The following is a 16,822-nucleotide window of genomic DNA, read 5'->3' on the forward strand; positions in this document are numbered from 1 at the left end:
CAGGGCGCCGATGTTCTCACCCGCACGACCTTCGTCCAGCAGCTTGCGGAACATCTCCACACCGGTACAGGTGGTGGTGGTGGTTTCCTTGATACCGACGATCTCAACTTCGTCGCCAGTGTTGATCACACCGCGCTCTACACGACCGGTCACTACGGTACCGCGGCCGGAGATGGAGAATACGTCTTCGATGGGCATCAGGAACGGCTGGTCTACGGCGCGCTCCGGCTCAGGGATGTACTCGTCCAGGGTTTCCACCAGCTTCTTGACGGCAGTGGTACCCATTTCGTTGTCGTCCTTGCCTTCCAGCGCCATCAGCGCGGAACCGATGATGATCGGAGTGTCGTCACCGGGGAACTCGTACTGGTCGAGCAGTTCGCGCACTTCCATTTCCACCAGCTCGAGCAGCTCTTCGTCATCGACCATGTCCGCCTTGTTCAGGAACACAACGATGTAAGGTACACCTACCTGACGGGACAGGAGGATGTGTTCGCGGGTCTGCGGCATGGGGCCGTCGGCAGCGGAACATACCAGGATAGCGCCGTCCATCTGCGCGGCACCGGTGATCATGTTCTTGACGTAGTCGGCGTGTCCGGGGCAGTCCACGTGGGCATAGTGGCGGACCGGGGACTCGTACTCCACGTGGGAGGTGGCGATGGTGATACCGCGCTCGCGCTCTTCCGGGGCATTGTCGATGCCGTCGAAGGCAACGGCGTCACCGCCCCAGACTTCCGAACATACACGGGTCAGGGCAGCGGTGAGGGTGGTTTTGCCGTGGTCTACGTGACCAATGGTGCCCACGTTCACGTGGGGCTTGGAGCGTTCAAACTTTTCTTTTGCCATTTTAAATGTCCTCTAAGCTAGATGTTTGCCAAAGAAACCCCGGCGCTTCACCGGGGCCCTTTTGAACAGAAGTGAATCAGGCCTTGTTCTTTGCGATGATCTCATCGGCAACGTTTCTCGGCGCCTCGGCGTACTTCAGGAACTCCATGGTGTAGGTGGCGCGGCCCTGGGTGGCGGAGCGCAGGTCGGTTGCGTAACCGAACATCTCTGCCAGGGGAACTTCCGCGTTAACCACCTTACCGGCGGGGTTGTCATCCATGCCCTGAATCAGGCCGCGGCGGCGGTTGAGGTCACCGACCACGTCGCCCATGTTCTCTTCCGGAGTCACCACTTCCACCTTCATGACCGGCTCCAGCAGCACAGCGCCGCCCACGGAGGACAGTTTCTTGGTGGCCATGGAACCGGCGATTTTAAACGCCATCTCACTGGAGTCCACATCGTGGTAGGAACCGTCGTACAGGCTCGCCTTCAGGCCCAGCAGCGGGTAGCCGGCCAGGACACCGTTTTGCATCTGCTCTTCGATACCTTTCTGTACCGCCGGAATATATTCCTTGGGTACCACACCACCCACGATTTCATTGACGAATTCCAGACCTTCCTGGGACGCGTCCTCGGCGGGCTCAAATTTAACCCAGACGTGACCATACTGGCCGCGTCCGCCGGACTGACGCACAAACTTGCCTTCGATTTCGCTGGTGTTACGGATCGCTTCGCGATAGGCCACCTGAGGCTTGCCGATATTCGCCTCGACATTGAACTCGCGACGCATACGGTCGACGATAATGTCCAGGTGCAGCTCACCCATACCGGAGATAATGGTCTGGCCGGTCTCCTCGTCGGTCTTGACGCGGAAAGACGGGTCTTCCTGGGCCAGCTTGCCCAGGGCGATACCCATTTTTTCCTGGTCCGCCTTGGACTTGGGCTCGACCGCCACAGAGATCACCGGCTCGGGGAACTCCATGCGCTCCAGAACAATCTTGTTGCTCTCGGAACACAGGGTGTCACCGGTGGTGACGTCTTTCAGGCCGATGGCAGCAGCGATGTCACCCGCCAGTACTTCCTTGATCTCTTTGCGGTCGTTGGAGTGCATCTGCACCATACGGCCAACACGTTCTTTCTTCATCTTCACGGAGTTGTAAACCGCTGTGCCGCTCTCCAGCTTGCCGGAGTAGACACGGAAGAAAGTCAGAGTACCGACGAAGGGGTCGGTGGCGATTTTGAAGGCCAGGGCAGCAAAGGGGGCATCGTCGTCCGCTTCGCGGCTCTCAACGGTTTCACCGTCTTCCAGGGTGCCTTCGATCGCTTTAACTTCAGTCGGTGCCGGCAGGTATTCGATCACCGCATCCAGTACCGCCTGCACGCCCTTGTTCTTGAACGCGGAGCCGCCCAGAACCGGCACGATTTCATTGGCCAGGGTACGCTGGCGGATGGCTGCCTTGATCTCTTCCTCGGTCAGCTCGCCCTCTTCCAGGTACTTTTCCATCAGCTCATCACTGGCTTCTGCTGCCGCCTCCACCAGGAATTCGCGCATTTCCTCACACTCACCCAGCAGGTCTGCGGGAATATCCTCGTAGGTGAAGGTCATGCCCTGGTCGGATTCGTTCCAGATAATGGCCTTCATCTTGACCAGGTCGACTACGCCCTTGAATTCGTCCTCGGCGCCGATGGTCATCTGCAGCGGCACCGCATTTGCGTTCAGGCGGTCTTTCAACTGGCTGACGACGTTGCGGAAGTTGGCCCCGGCGCGGTCCATCTTATTGACGAACACCATACGGGGAACTTCGTACTTGTTGGCCTGGCGCCAGACAGTTTCGGTCTGGGGCTGAACACCGGAGGAGCCACACAGTACAACGACAGCGCCATCCAGCACACGTAGGGAACGCTCCACCTCGATGGTGAAGTCCACGTGCCCCGGGGTGTCGATAATATTGACGCGGTGCTGGTCGAACTGCTGCTGCATCCCGGCCCAGAAACAGGTGGTCGCAGCGGAGGTGATGGTGATTCCGCGCTCCTGCTCCTGCTCCATCCAGTCCATGGTGGCGGCACCTTCGTGCACTTCACCAATTTTGTGGGACAGACCCGTGTAAAAAAGAACGCGCTCTGTAGTGGTGGTTTTACCAGCGTCTACGTGGGCGCAGATACCAATGTTGCGGTAGCGTGCGATAGGCGTTTTACGTGCCACAGTTGTATCCTCGATATAACGGCAAAAGGCAGCTGGAAAATTTCCCTGCTGCCTTTCGGTATTAATTGCCGATGTAGGTCATCATCAGACTTAGAAGCGGTAGTGAGAGAACGCCTTGTTGGCTTCCGCCATACGGTGGACGTCTTCACGCTTCTTGACCGCGCCGCCCTTGTTCTGGGAGGCATCGATCATTTCGTTGGCCAGGCGCTGGGCCATGGATTTTTCACCGCGCTTGCGGGAAAACTCCACCAGCCAGCGCATCGCCAGGGCCATACGGCGCGAGGGACGCACTTCAACAGGCACCTGGTAGGTGGCGCCACCCACACGGCGGGACTTTACTTCCACCATGGGGGCGATGTTTTCCAGGGACTCTTCGAAAATTTCGATGGGGTCTTTGTTCAGTTTTTCTGAAACCATGTCCAAAGCACCGTATACGATGCTTTCTGCCACCGACTTCTTGCCGCTGATCATGACATGGTTCATGAACTTGGCCAGGGTGACGTTCCCGAATTTGGGATCGGGCAGTACTTCGCGCTTGGCGACTACTCGTCTTCTCGGCATGGGTGTTGCCTCTCTTCAGGGTTACTCTGAGACGCCGCCGTAAAACCTTACAATCCGGCGAGCTCAGCCTTACTCCGGTTGGAAACCGAAACGCAAATCGTTATGGGGATTAGCCCTTGGGACGCTTGGCACCGTACTTGGAACGGCCCTGCTTGCGGTCGTTTACGCCGGCGCAGTCCAGCGCACCGCGTACCGTGTGGTAGCGCACACCCGGCAGGTCTTTAACACGACCGCCGCGAATCAGTACCACACTGTGTTCCTGCAGGTTGTGGCCCTCACCGCCGATGTACGAAGTGACTTCGTATCCATTGGTGAGGCGCACACGGCAAACCTTGCGCAGTGCGGAGTTCGGCTTCTTCGGTGTAGTGGTGTACACACGGGTGCAGACTCCGCGGCGCTGCGGGCTGGCCTGCAGTGCGGGAACGTCGCTTTTTTCGACTTTGCGTTTTCTCGGCTTACGAACCAACTGGTTGATCGTTGCCATTAAAAATCACTCCAAAAATAAAAGGCCCCCACCCAATCAACAGCGAGTGAGGGCTTATCGTCAGTACGCGACCACCGTCCAGGCGGACACGCCCCATTAGCGGGGGCCGCATTCTATCGGCGCCCGCCCGCCGAGTCAATCCGCAACCGCAGCATCTGCGCAGTTGCGGATTGACCATTTAGCCCCCGGACGATTTGAGGGCTTCGGTCAGCGCCGCTTCCACCTCTGCTGCAGACGGACCTTCCGCCTGGCCCACAGGTAGTTGCAGGCTGCGCTTGCGCTTGCGCTCGCTGTGGTAGGCCAGACCGGTACCCGCCGGAATCAGGCGGCCCACAACGACGTTTTCTTTCAGACCGCGCAGACTGTCCCCTTTGCCGGTCACGGCCGCCTCGGTGAGGACGCGGGTGGTCTCCTGGAAGGAAGCCGCGGACAGGAAAGACTCGGTGGCCAGGGATGCCTTGGTGATACCCAGCAACAGGCGCTCGAACTGGGCTGGCTGCTTGCCCTCGGCCCGCAGCTGCTCGTTCTCCTCGATCACACGCTGGTATTCCACCTGCTCGCCCTTGATGAACTCTGAATCGCCCATCTCGGTGATTTCCACCTTGCGCAGCATCTGACGCACGATCACTTCAATGTGCTTGTCGTTGATGCCCACACCCTGGAGACGATAGACCTCCTGGATCTCGTTGGTGATGTAGCGCGCCAGCTCCTCGACGCCTTTCAGGCGCAGGATATCGTGGGAGCTGGGCGGACCGTCGGAGATGACCTCGCCCCTTTCTACGGTTTCACCCTCGAACACGGTCAGCTGGCGGTGCTTGGGAATCAGGACCTCGTAGTGATCCTTGCCGTTGGCCAGTGGCTTGCCATCCCGGGGCGTGATCTGCAGGCGCACCTTGCCTTTGGTCTCTTTACCGAAGGAGACGGTACCGGAGATTTCCGCCAGGATGGACGGCTCTTTCGGCTTGCGCGCCTCGAACAGGTCGGCCACCCGCGGCAGACCACCGGTGATGTCTTTGGTACCGCCAGATTCCTGCGGAATACGGGCGATAACATCACCCACATTCACCTTGTCCCCATCCTTCAGGCTGAGGATGGCCCGCGGCGGCAGTGCGTAATGGGCCGGGGCATTGCTGTTGGCCAGGGTCAGCTCTTCGCCACTTTCATCCACCAGGGTCACCGCCGGGCGCAGGTCTTTACCCGCTGCCGGACGCTCGGCCGGGTCGATAATCTCGATAGAGGAGAGACCGGTGATCTCATCGGTCTGCTTGCGCACGGAGAGCCCTTCCTCCATGCCTGAAAGCCGCACCCAACCGGCAACCTCGGTGATGATGGGGTGGGTATGCGGATCCCACTTGGCCACTATCTGGCCTCCATCCACTTCGGCGCCCTCGGCAACGGTAATCTGTGCACCATAGGGCAGCTTGTAGCGCTCGCGCTCACGGCCGGCACTGTCGGCGACCGCCAGCTCACCGGAGCGGGATACCGCTACCAGATTGCCAGCTTCAGTTTTCACGGTCTTCACATTGTGCAGGCGCACAGTACCGCCCTGCTTGACCTGGACGCTGTCCGCAGCGGAGGCGCGGCTCGCCGCACCACCGATATGGAAGGTCCGCATGGTCAGCTGGGTGCCCGGCTCACCGATGGACTGGGCGGCGACAACACCCACAGACTCACCGGAGTTGGCGCGGTGCCCGCGGGCCAGATCGCGGCCGTAACACTGGGAGCAGATACCGTGGGAGGTTGCACAGGTGATTGGCGAGCGCACCAGCACCTCGTCGATACCCATGGCCTCGATGCGTTGCACCCACTTCTCGTCGATCATGGTGCCGGCGGGAACGGCGATCTCGTCGCTGCCGGGCCTGATCACGTCCCGGGCCACAACCCGGCCCAGGATACGGTCACCGAGGGACTCGATCACGTCGCCACCCTCGATCACCGGCGTCATGGTGAGGCCGTCGTCGGTGCCGCAGTCCACTTCCGTGATCACCACGTCCTGAGCCACATCCACCAGGCGGCGAGTCAGGTAACCGGAGTTGGCGGTTTTCAGTGCGGTATCCGCCAGACCCTTACGGGCGCCGTGGGTGGAGATGAAGTACTGCTGTACGGTCAAACCCTCGCGGAAGTTGGCGGTAATGGCGCTCTCCATAATGGAGCCGTCCGGACGGGCCATCAGGCCGCGCATACCGGCGAGCTGACGAATCTGCGCCTCGGAGCCCCGCGCGCCGGAGTCCGCATACATATAGACGGAGTTGAAGGAATCCTGCTGGGTCTCCCTGCCCTCCCGGTCGATGACCGGCTCCTTCTTGATGCCGGCCATCATCGCCTGGGTCACCTTGTCATTGGTGCGGGACCAGACGTCGATAACCTTGTTGTATTTCTCACCGGCGGTGACCAGACCGGAAGCGAACTGGCTCTCGATCTCCTTGACTTCCTCTTCCGCCGCCGCGATCAGATCGGCCTTGGCTGCCGGGATCTCGAAGTCGTTCACACCGATGGAGGAACCGGACTTGGTGGAGAAGTCAAAACCGGTATACATCAGCTGGTCGGCAAAAATAACCGTCGCCTTGAGCCCCACCTTGCGGTAGCACTCGTTCAATACACGGGAAATGGCCTTTTTCTTCATGGGCTGGTTGACCAGCTCGAAGGGCAGGCCTTGCGGCACTATGTTCCACAGCAGGGCGCGACCGACGGTGGTATCGTAAACGGTGCGCTTTTCCTCTTTTTCACCATCCTCACCGACGACCACTTCGTCGATACGCACCTTGATTTTCGCCTGCAATCCCACCTGCTTGGCGTAAAAGGCGCGGCTGACCTCCTTGATATCGGAGAAGAACATCCCCTCGCCCTTGTCGTTGACCCGGTCGCGGGTCATCCAGTAGAGGCCCAGTACCACGTCCTGGGACGGCACTATGATGGGCTCGCCGTTGGCGGGCGACAGGATGTTGTTGGTGGACATCATCAGCGCGCGGGATTCCAGCTGCGCCTCGATGGTCAGGGGTACGTGTACCGCCATCTGGTCGCCGTCGAAGTCGGCGTTATAGGCCGCGCACACCAGCGGGTGCAGCTGGATCGCCTTGCCTTCGATCAATACCGGCTCGAACGCCTGGATACCCAGACGGTGCAGGGTCGGCGCACGGTTGAGCAGTACCGGGTGCTCGCGGATCACCTCGTCGAGAATGTCCCACACCACCGCCTCTTCGCGCTCAACCATTTTCTTGGCCGCCTTGATGGTGGTGGCCAGGCCGCGGGCTTCCAGCTTGCCGAAAATAAACGGCTTGAACAGCTCCAGCGCCATTTTCTTGGGCAGGCCACATTGATGCAGCCGCAGGGTCGGCCCCACCACGATCACGGAGCGGCCGGAGTAGTCCACGCGCTTGCCCAGCAGGTTCTGGCGGAAGCGGCCCTGCTTACCTTTAATCATGTCCGCCAGGGATTTCAGCGGGCGCTTATTGGAGCCGGTAATGGCGCGGCCGCGGCGGCCGTTGTCCAGCAGCGCGTCCACGGATTCCTGCAGCATGCGCTTTTCGTTGCGCACAATGATGTCCGGCGCGTTCAGTTCCAGCAGCCGCTTCAGACGGTTGTTGCGGTTGATCACGCGGCGGTAGAGGTCGTTCAGGTCGGAGGTCGCAAAGCGGCCGCCATCCAGGGGTACCAACGGGCGCAGGTCCGGCGGCAGCACCGGCAGGGCCTGCATGATCATCCACTCGGGGTTGTTGCCGGACTTGTAGAAGGCCTCCAGCAACTTCAGGCGCTTGGACAGCTTCTTGATCTTGGTCTCGGAGTTGGTGGCCGGAATCTCTTCCCGCAGGCGCTGGATTTCCGACGGCAGGTCAATGTCGTGCATCAGCTCCTGAATCGCCTCGGCACCCATCTTGGCCTCGAACTCATCGGCGAACTCCTCCATCGCCTCGAAGTACTGTTCGTCGTTGAGCAGCTGGCCGCGCTCCAGGGTGGTCATGCCGGGATCGGTGACCACATAGGATTCGAAGTAGAGTACCCGCTCTATATCCCGCAGGGTCATATCCAGCAGCAGGCCGATACGGGACGGCAGGGATTTCAGGAACCAGATGTGGGCCACCGGGCTGGCCAGTTCGATGTGGCCCATACGCTCGCGGCGCACCTTGGCCTTGGTCACCTCAACGCCACATTTCTCACAGATAATGCCGCGGTGCTTCATGCGCTTGTACTTGCCGCACAGGCACTCGTAATCCTTCACCGGGCCAAAGATCTTGGCGCAAAACAGCCCCTCACGCTCCGGCTTGAAGGTGCGGTAGTTGATGGTCTCCGGCTTTTTCACTTCGCCGTAGGACCAGGAGCGGATCATGTCGGGAGACGCCAGACCGATGCGAATAGCGTCAAATTCTTCCAGCTGGTCCCGATCCTTCACCAGGTTTAACAAATCTTTCAAAGCCTTTCTCCACTAGGGGGTAGTCATCCCGGCTGGGCCGGGCGGGCCGGGCGGGCTGTCGCCGCGCCGCCGGCCGCAATCTACTGAATCCGACAAGGGACCCTTGTTACTCGTTCTCAAGCTCGAAGTTCATACCGAGCGAACGGATCTCCTTGACCAGTACATTGAAGGACTCGGGCATGCCCGGCTCCATGCGGTGGTCGCCGTCGACAATGTTCTTGTACATCTTGGTGCGTCCCTCCACATCGTCGGACTTGACCGTAAGCATCTCCTGCAGAGTGTAGGCGGCGCCGTAGGCTTCCAGCGCCCAGACCTCCATCTCCCCGAAACGCTGGCCACCGAACTGCGCCTTGCCCCCCAGCGGCTGCTGGGTAACCAGACTGTAGGAACCGGTGGAACGCGCGTGCATCTTGTCGTCCACCAGGTGATTCAGCTTCAGCATGTACATGTAGCCCACAGTCACCGGGCGCTCAAACGCATCGCCGGTGCGACCGTCGTGCAGGGTGATCTGACCGGACTCCGGCAGATCCGCGAGACGCAGCAGCTGCTTGATCTCGCTCTCGTCGGCGCCGTCGAACACCGGCGTCGCCATGGGCACCCCTTTGCGCAGGTTCTGCGCCATGGCCATGACTTCCTCATCGGAGAGTGCGTTCAGCTCTTCCTTGCGCCCGCCGCTGGAGTTGTAGACCTCCTCCAGGAAACCGCGCACCTTGGACACTTCCCGCTGCTCCTTGACCATCTGATCGACCTTGGCACCCAGTCCCTTGGCGGCCATGCCCAGGTGCATTTCCAACACCTGACCCACGTTCATCCGCGAGGGAACGCCCAGGGGGTTCAGGACTATATCCACCGGCTCGCCGTTCTCGTCGTAGGGCATATCCTCGACCGGCTTGATCACGGAAATAACGCCCTTGTTGCCGTGGCGACCGGCCATCTTGTCACCGGGCTGAATGCGGCGTTTGATCGCCAGGTAGACCTTGACGATTTTCAGTACACCGGGCGCCAGGTCGTCGCCGGACTCCAGTTTTTTCTTCTTGTCTTCGAAGGCTTCGTCGAGCAGCTTGCGGCGCTCCGTGAGCTGCGCTTCGGCCTTTTCCAACTGCTCGTTGAGACTGTCTTCCGCCATGCGCAACTTGAACCAGTCGTCGCGCTCCAGGCCGGCCAGGATTTCCGCCGTCAGCAGGTCGCCCTTCTTGACGCCCTTGCCTCCGGCGACCTTCTGGCCTTCCAGGGCCGCCTGCAGACGCTCAAAGGTGGCGCCCTCGACGATGCGGTATTCCTCGTTCAGGTCCTTGCGCACCTCGTCCAGCTGCGCCTTTTCGATGTCGATGGAGCGCTGGTCTTTCTGCAGGCCGTCGCGGGTAAATACCTGCACGTCGATCACGGTACCGCGGGTGCCACTCGGCGCACGCAGGGAGGAGTCCTTCACATCGGAGGCCTTCTCACCAAAGATGGCGCGCAGCAGCTTCTCTTCCGGGGTCAGCTGGGCTTCCCCTTTTGGAGTGACCTTGCCCACCAATATGTCACCGGCGCCCACTTCCGCACCGATATAGACGATGCCGGATTCATCCAGCTTGTTCAGTGCAGACTCGCCCACATTGGGGATATCCGCAGTGATTTCCTCACTGCCCAGTTTGGTGTCCCGGGCAATACAGGTCAGCTCCTGGATGTGGATAGTGGTGAAGCGGTCTTCCTGTACCACCCGCTCGCTGATGAGGATGGAATCCTCGAAGTTGTAGCCATTCCAGGGCATAAATGCGATGCGCATATTCTGCCCCAGGGCCAGCTCGCCCAGATCCACGGACGGGCCGTCGGCGAGAATATCACCGCGGGCCACCACATCGCCGGTATTGACGATGGGGCGCTGGTTGATACAGGTATTCTGGTTGGAGCGGATATATTTGGTCAGGTTGTAGATATCCACGCCCGCCTCACCGGCCTCCACCTCGGCGTCGTGCACACGTACCACCACGCGACTGGAATCCACGCGCTCGATCACACCGCCGCGCCTGGCCACCACGCACACGCCGGAGTCGCCCGCTACAGTGCGCTCCATACCGGTGCCCACCAGCGGTTTTTCGGCGCGCAGGGTCGGCACCGCCTGGCGCTGCATGTTGGAGCCCATCAGTGCGCGGTTGGCGTCGTCGTGCTCCAGGAAGGGGATCATGGCCGCAGCCACGGAGACCACCTGGCGGGCAGAAACATCCATATACTGGATTTCCCCCGGCGCCTTGAGGGTAAATTCGTTCTGGTGGCGCACGCTCACCAGATCGTCGGTGAAGCGGCCGTTACCGTCTACCGCGGCGGACGCCTGGGCGATTACATAGTTGGCCTCGTTGATCGCCGACAGATACTCGATCTCATCGGTGACCTGGCCATCGACCACCTTCCGGTAGGGGCTTTCGAGAAAACCGTAGTGATTGGCACGCGCATAGGTGGCGAGCGAGTTGATCAGGCCGATATTGGGGCCTTCCGGCGTTTCAATCGGACACACCCGGCCATAGTGGGTGGAGTGCACGTCCCGCACCTCAAAGCCTGCGCGCTCGCGGGTCAGACCGCCCGGACCCAAAGCGGAAACCCGGCGCTTGTGGGTCACTTCCGACAGCGGGTTGTTCTGGTCCATAAACTGGGACAGCTGCGAGGAGCCGAAGAACTCCTTCACTGCGGCCGCAACCGGCTTGGCGTTGATCAGGTCCTGCGGCATCAGCCCTTCGGACTCGGCCATGGACAGACGCTCCTTGACCGCCCGCTCCACCCGCACCAGGCCTACGCGGAACTGGTTTTCCGCCATTTCGCCCACGGAGCGCACCCGGCGGTTACCCAGATGGTCGATATCGTCCACCATGCCCTGGCCATTGCGGATATCGATCAGCGTCTTGAGGACTTCGACAATATCCTCTTTGCTCAGGGTACCGGGACCGGTTTCGTCTTCGCGGCCGAGGCGGCGGTTGAACTTCATCCGGCCAACGGCGGACAGGTCGTAGCGCTCATCGGCGAAGAACAGATTCTCGAACAGGGACTCGGCCGACTCCTTGGTGGGCGGCTCACCCGGGCGCATCATACGGTAGATTTCCACCAGGGCTTCCAGCTGGGTGCGGGAAGGGTCCGCACGCAGAGTGTCGGAAATAAAAGGACCGCGGTCCAGGTCGTTGGTGTACAGGGTCTCGAAGTGCTTGACGTTCAGTGAACGCAGCTTGGCGATGACCTCTTCGGTGATCTCCGCGTTACAGTCGACCGCGATTTCACCGGTGGACTCGTCGATGATGTCGTGGGCCAGAGTCCGGCCGAGCAGGTATTCCAGCGGCGCTTCCAGTTTTTCCACACCGGCTTTTTCCAGCTGGCGAATATGGCGCGGGGTGATGCGGCGACCCTCTTCGACGATGACCTTGCCCTTGTTGTCCTTGATATCGAAGGAGGCGACGTCGCCGCGCAGGCGGGAGGGAATCAGCTCCAGGCTGACGGACTCCTCGCGCAATTCGAACCTGCTGGTTTCGAAGAACATCTCCAGCATTTCCTGGGAGCTGTAGCCCAGGGCGCGCAGCAGGATGGTCGCCGGCAGTTTGCGGCGGCGGTCGATACGCACGAATACCAGATCTTTCGGGTCAAACTCGAAATCCAGCCAGGAGCCGCGGTAGGGAATAACGCGCGCGGCGTACAGCAGCTTGCCGGAGGAGTGGGTCTTGCCCTTGTCGTGATCGAAGAATACACCCGGGGAGCGGTGCAGCTGTGACACGATCACACGCTCGGTACCATTGATCACAAAAGTGCCGTTGTCGGTCATGAGCGGAATCTCGCCCATGTACACTTCCTGCTCCTTGATGTCCTTGATAGCCTTGTTGGCGGACTCCTTGTCATAAATGATCAGGCGCACGCGCACCCGCAGAGGACACGCGTAGGTCACGCCGCGCAGGGTACATTCCTTGACATCGAAGGCGGGCTTGCCCAGGGTGTAGCTCACATATTCGAGAGCCGCATTACCGGAGTAGCTCACAATCGGAAATACAGACTTAAACGCCGCCTGCAGGCCCACGTCCCGGCGGTCGTTGGGGCGCGCATCCGCCTGCGTAAAGTTGCGATATGAATCCAGCTGTATCGCAAGCAGGAAGGGCACATCCATGACCTTTGGCAGCTTGCCAAAATCCTTGCGGATACGTTTTTTCTCAGTGTACGAATAAGCCATTCATATTCCCCAGCTTGATCAGTGACAAGACTTCGTGGAACCCCAGTCGGGAGCCCCTCCGGGCGAGAAGCCTCTGACCAGCACAAATGCTTCCCTGCGCTGGTCGGAACCCTCTCCTGCAGCCGCGCTGGTGAGCCCGGCCCGCATTGAATGTGTCTAAGTACCGGCGCAATACCCGGCGAGGGGGCGACACAAACCCCTGTCCCGCAAACGGCAAAAAGGCCGGCGGACAAAAATCCACCAGCCTCGCCGCTGACCGCCGGCCCTGCCGGCGACAGCGGAGCCTTTCGGCAACCGAATTACTTCAGCTCTACGGTTGCGCCGGCCTCTTCCAGGTCCTTCTTGGCCGCTTCGGCCTCGTCCTTGCTCACGCCTTCCTTCAGCGGGCTCGGAGCGCCGTCGACCAGCGCCTTGGCCTCTTTCAGGCCCAGGCCGGTGAGACCGCGTACGGCCTTGATCACGTTGACCTTCTTGTCGCCGGCGGAAGTCAGGATCACATCGAACTCGTCCTTCTCTTCAGCGGCGGCTTCACCACCAGCCGGGCCAGCTACAACAGCTGCGGCAGCGGTTACACCGAACTTCTCTTCCATAGCTTCGATCAGCTCGACAACGTCCTTAACGGACATTTCGGCAACTGCGTTGATGATATCTTCTTTAGTCAGAGACATAATTCATTACCTGAATTGGTTTGAGCAGTAGCTGCTCGTATTTCGTTTCGAAACTGCAATTCGCCTGTGCGAATCTGTTACGCAGCTTCCTGCTCTTTTTGCTCGCGAATGGCCGCGATAGTGCGGACCAGCTTGCCAGCAGACGCTTCTTTGAGCACGCTCATCAGCTTGGCGATCGCCTCGTCGTATGTCGGCAGGCTTGCCAACAGTGCGACGTCGGTGACCGCGCCTTCAAAGGCGGCACCCTTCAGCTCCAGCTTGTCATTGCCCTTGGCGAACTGACTCAGGATGCGCGCACCGGCACCCGGATGTTCGTTGGAGAATGCAATGATGCTGGGACCCACGAATTTGTCAGTCAGACATTCGTAATCGGTACCGGCCAGAGCGCGACGCGCCAGAGTGTTGCGGACGACTTTCAACCAAACGCCGTTCTCGCGTGCCTCTTTGCGCAGGGCGGTCATGTCATTCACGGTAACGCCGCGGGAATCCGCAACCACCGCTGACAGAGCGCCTTCAGCAGCCTGCTGGACTTCCGCGACAATCACTTTCTTGTCTTCGAGTCCAATAGCCATAGTGTCACTCCTGGATTTGAAAAAAACCGGGCTCAGCCCGATCGTTCCGGTGCATAAAGCTCAAATCCAGCATAAATACTGGTTTGGGCGACACCGTCTGCGTAGGCTCGGACCCCTGCTTGGCCAGCCTGGCCGGAGTCCGGATTAAGCCAGATACGTTAAACCTCAACGCATCGGGCACCTACGGTCTTTGACGGCCCGCTTTCCTGCCAAGGCATTCCAGCGAACCCCAAAGTTCGGTAGCACTGAGGGCGAGCCCAAAGGGTCGCCCGACAGCGGATTAAATATTCAGGGAGGACTGATCGATAGTCAGCCCGGGGCCCATGGTGGTGCTCAGGGTGATCTTTTTCAGGAACACGCCTTTCGCGGAAGCCGGCTTGGCCTTCTTCAGGTCCGCCACCAGGGCTTCCAGGTTTTCCTTCAACGCGGCCGCGTCAAAGCTCACCTTGCCGATACCACCGTGGATGATGCCGCCTTTGTCGGCGCGGAAACGCACCTGACCCGCCTTGGCGTTTTTAACCGCAGTGGCCACATCGGGGGTGACAGTTCCGGTTTTCGGGTTCGGCATCAGGCCGCGCGGGCCGAGAATCTGACCCAGCTGGCCCACTACGCGCATCGCATCGGGAGAGGCGATCACCACGTCGAAATCCATTTTGCCCGCTTTTACGTCAGCGGCCAGTTCGTCCATACCGATCAGGTCCGCACCCGCCTCCTTGGCGGCGTCGGCGTTGGCACCCTGGGTGAAAACCGCAACGCGCACCTCTTTACCGGTACCGTGGGGCAGAGTGGTCGCACCGCGAACAGCCTGGTCGGATTTGCGCGGGTCTATGCCCAGGTTAACCGAGGCGTCCACAGTCTCTGCGAACTTCACCTTGGACAATTCTTTCAGCAGGGCCACGGCCTCTTCGATGCCGTAGGCCTTACCAGCGTCCACTTTTTCAGCGATAGCGCGCTGACGCTTGCTCAACTTGGCCATTACACTCCCTCCACATCGATACCGGCACTGCGTGCGGAACCCGCGATGGTGCGCACGGCGGCATCCATATCGGATGCAGTCAGGTCCGGCATTTTGGCCGTGGCGATCTCTTCCAGCTGGGCGCGGTTCAGCTTGCCGACCTTTTCAGTATTCGGGCGACCACTTCCGGATTTGATTTTGGCGGCTTTCTTCAACAGAAAGGACGCCGGCGGCGTCTTCATGGTGAAGGTGAAGGAGCGATCACTGTACACGGAGATCACAACCGGTACCGGTGCGCCCGGCTCCAGGCTCTGGGTCTGGGCGTTGAAGGCCTTACAGAACTCCATGATGTTCACACCGTGCTGACCCAGTGCGGGGCCTACGGGCGGACTCGGGTTAGCCTGGCCGGCGGCCACTTGCAGCTTGATATAAGCTTCGACTTTCTTAGCCATTACAGCTTCCTCTTGGTTTGGGTGGTAGCGCCTGCGCTGTACGGCAGCAAAACCGCAACGCCCGGCTCCCCAGGGTTCCCCGGCAGCCCGCCGTAGCGACGGCAGTTTCCAGGGACGCGAAAGCCCCCTACCACCCTATGGGCGGAAGGGGGCTGAAAACCTCGCTGGGCTCAGGCTTTTTCTACCTGGCCAAACTCCAGCTCTACCGGGGTGGAACGGCCAAAGATCAGCACTGCGACGCGCAGGCGGCTCTTCTCGTAGTTGACCTCTTCCACCACACCATTGAAATCATTGAAAGGCCCGTCGATGACCCGCACCATTTCACCGGGCTCAAACATCGTCTTGGGTTTGGGCTTGTCGACAGAGTCATCGATCCGGTTGAGAATCGCCTGAGCCTCGCGATCGGTGATCGGCGCCGGCCTGTCCGCCTTGCCACCGATAAAGCCCAGCACCCGCGGCGTTTCTTTCACCAGGTGCCAGGTGTCGTCATTCAATTCCATTTCCACCAGAACATAGCCGGGGAAAAACTTGCGCTCGCTCTTGCGCTTCTGGCCTGCGCGCATCTCCACCACTTCCTCGGTGGGCACCAGCACTTCACCGAACAGGTGTTCCATTTCGTGCAGCTCAATACGCTCCTTCAGAGAAGACGCAACACGTTTCTCGTAGCCGGAGTAAGCCTGAACCACATACCAATGCTTAGACATGTATCAACCTTTAGCCGATAACCTTGGAGGCCGCCCAGCCCAGAGCTGAATCCAGCGCCCATAAAATCAGCGCCATAATCAACACGACGACCATCACAATCAAGGTAGTCTGAGTTGCCTCCTGGCGCGTCGGCCAGACGACTCGACGCACTTCGGCCTGTGCTTCCCGCAACAGGGTCCAGAGCGCATTGCCCTTCGCTGTATTGAAGGCAACGGCCAGTGCCACGACAATGAGCGCGACCATTGCCAGCACGCGGTACAACAGCGGGAATTCAGCATAGTAGGAATTGCCCGCGACCGCAGCGCCCACCAGCAGCGCAACCAGCAGCCACTTCAGACCGTCCAGTCGAAAGGTTTTCGCTTCTACTTTAGCATTCATAAACGAAGCCCTTAGCGCTAACACACACAAGCCAGCCATACATGGCGAGGACTCGTGACGCCCTCAGGCACGACCCGGCGGGGCGGTTGAAAAGTTGGCAGGCCAGGAGGGACTCGAACCCCCAACAGCCGGTTTTGGAGACCGGTGCTCTACCAATTGAACTACTGGCCTGTATCCATTCGGGCCCATTACGCCGCCCGAAAATGCGGGGGCGGATCTTAACACCCTACCCCGCACTTGGCAAAGTCGCATACCTCAACGACTTTGAGACAGCCAATGATCACTCGATAATCTTGGCAACAACACCTGCGCCAACGGTACGGCCACCTTCGCGGATCGCGAAGCGCAGCCCGTCTTCCATGGCGATGGGGGCGATCAGAGTGACTTTCATCTGGATATTGTCACCCGGCATCACCATCTCGGTGCCTTCCGGC

12 protein-coding genes, 1 tRNA gene and 1 pseudogene are annotated in these 16,822 nt (G+C 60.0%); all 14 read right to left on the reverse strand.

The genetic code is table 11. The annotated features are described in order from the left end of the window. Nucleotides 1-843 (reverse strand): elongation factor Tu (locus ABVT36_RS17580; protein WP_368457379.1); only part of this gene is annotated, 843 nt, incomplete at its 3' end. Nucleotides 844-919: 76 nt separating this feature from the next. Next, nucleotides 920-3,025: an elongation factor G gene (gene fusA, locus ABVT36_RS17585; protein ID WP_367149355.1), complete on the reverse strand. Its 2,106-nt coding sequence runs from the start codon at nucleotides 3,023-3,025 to the stop codon at nucleotides 920-922. Between the two features lie 90 nt (nucleotides 3,026-3,115). Then, nucleotides 3,116-3,586 carry a 30S ribosomal protein S7 gene (gene rpsG, locus ABVT36_RS17590; protein WP_367149356.1) on the reverse strand — a complete coding sequence of 157 codons (471 nt, stop codon included), beginning with the start codon at nucleotides 3,584-3,586 and terminating at the stop codon, nucleotides 3,116-3,118. Nucleotides 3,587-3,695: 109 nt separating this feature from the next. Next, nucleotides 3,696-4,070 (reverse strand): 30S ribosomal protein S12, encoded by a 375-nt coding sequence (gene rpsL, locus ABVT36_RS17595; RefSeq protein WP_067150990.1) that lies wholly within the window; start codon nucleotides 4,068-4,070, stop codon nucleotides 3,696-3,698. Between the two features lie 178 nt (nucleotides 4,071-4,248). Beyond that, entirely contained in the window at nucleotides 4,249-8,478 is a 4,230-nt protein-coding gene (gene rpoC / locus ABVT36_RS17600) for a DNA-directed RNA polymerase subunit beta' (RefSeq protein WP_368457722.1), read from the reverse strand. Nucleotides 8,479-8,584: 106 nt separating this feature from the next. Then, nucleotides 8,585-12,658 (reverse strand): DNA-directed RNA polymerase subunit beta, encoded by a 4,074-nt coding sequence (gene rpoB / locus ABVT36_RS17605; protein WP_368457723.1) that lies wholly within the window; start codon nucleotides 12,656-12,658, stop codon nucleotides 8,585-8,587. A gap of 299 nt (nucleotides 12,659-12,957) precedes the next feature. Beyond that, nucleotides 12,958-13,326: a 50S ribosomal protein L7/L12 gene (rplL, locus tag ABVT36_RS17610; RefSeq protein ID WP_367149359.1), complete on the reverse strand. Its 369-nt coding sequence runs from the start codon at nucleotides 13,324-13,326 to the stop codon at nucleotides 12,958-12,960. 77 nt (nucleotides 13,327-13,403) lie between these two features. Continuing rightward, a complete protein-coding gene (gene rplJ / locus ABVT36_RS17615) occupies nucleotides 13,404-13,898 on the reverse strand; it encodes a 50S ribosomal protein L10 (protein WP_367149360.1) in 495 nt (164 codons plus the stop codon). A gap of 280 nt (nucleotides 13,899-14,178) precedes the next feature. After that, nucleotides 14,179-14,874: a 50S ribosomal protein L1 gene (rplA, locus tag ABVT36_RS17620; protein ID WP_368457724.1), complete on the reverse strand. Its 696-nt coding sequence runs from the start codon at nucleotides 14,872-14,874 to the stop codon at nucleotides 14,179-14,181. Next, entirely contained in the window at nucleotides 14,874-15,305 is a 432-nt protein-coding gene (gene rplK / locus ABVT36_RS17625; RefSeq protein ID WP_368457725.1) for a 50S ribosomal protein L11, read from the reverse strand. Before rplK ends, rplA begins: the two co-directional genes overlap by 1 nt. A 170-nt stretch (nucleotides 15,306-15,475) precedes the next feature. Next, nucleotides 15,476-16,009, reverse strand: a complete 534-nt coding sequence (gene nusG / locus ABVT36_RS17630) for a transcription termination/antitermination protein NusG (protein WP_368457726.1) — start codon at nucleotides 16,007-16,009, stop codon at nucleotides 15,476-15,478. Between the two features lie 10 nt (nucleotides 16,010-16,019). Next, nucleotides 16,020-16,388 (reverse strand): preprotein translocase subunit SecE, encoded by a 369-nt coding sequence (secE, locus tag ABVT36_RS17635; RefSeq protein WP_367149363.1) that lies wholly within the window; start codon nucleotides 16,386-16,388, stop codon nucleotides 16,020-16,022. A 95-nt stretch (nucleotides 16,389-16,483) separates the two neighbouring features. Continuing rightward, nucleotides 16,484-16,559: transfer RNA gene (locus tag ABVT36_RS17640), tRNA-Trp, on the reverse strand. A gap of 109 nt (nucleotides 16,560-16,668) precedes the next feature. After that, nucleotides 16,669-16,822, reverse strand: a pseudogene (gene tuf / locus ABVT36_RS17645) (elongation factor Tu); the annotation flags it as partial.

Origin of the sequence: Microbulbifer sp. TYP-18, from assembly GCF_040932045.1 — a bacterium.
In the GTDB taxonomy this organism is placed as follows: domain Bacteria; phylum Pseudomonadota; class Gammaproteobacteria; order Pseudomonadales; family Cellvibrionaceae; genus Microbulbifer.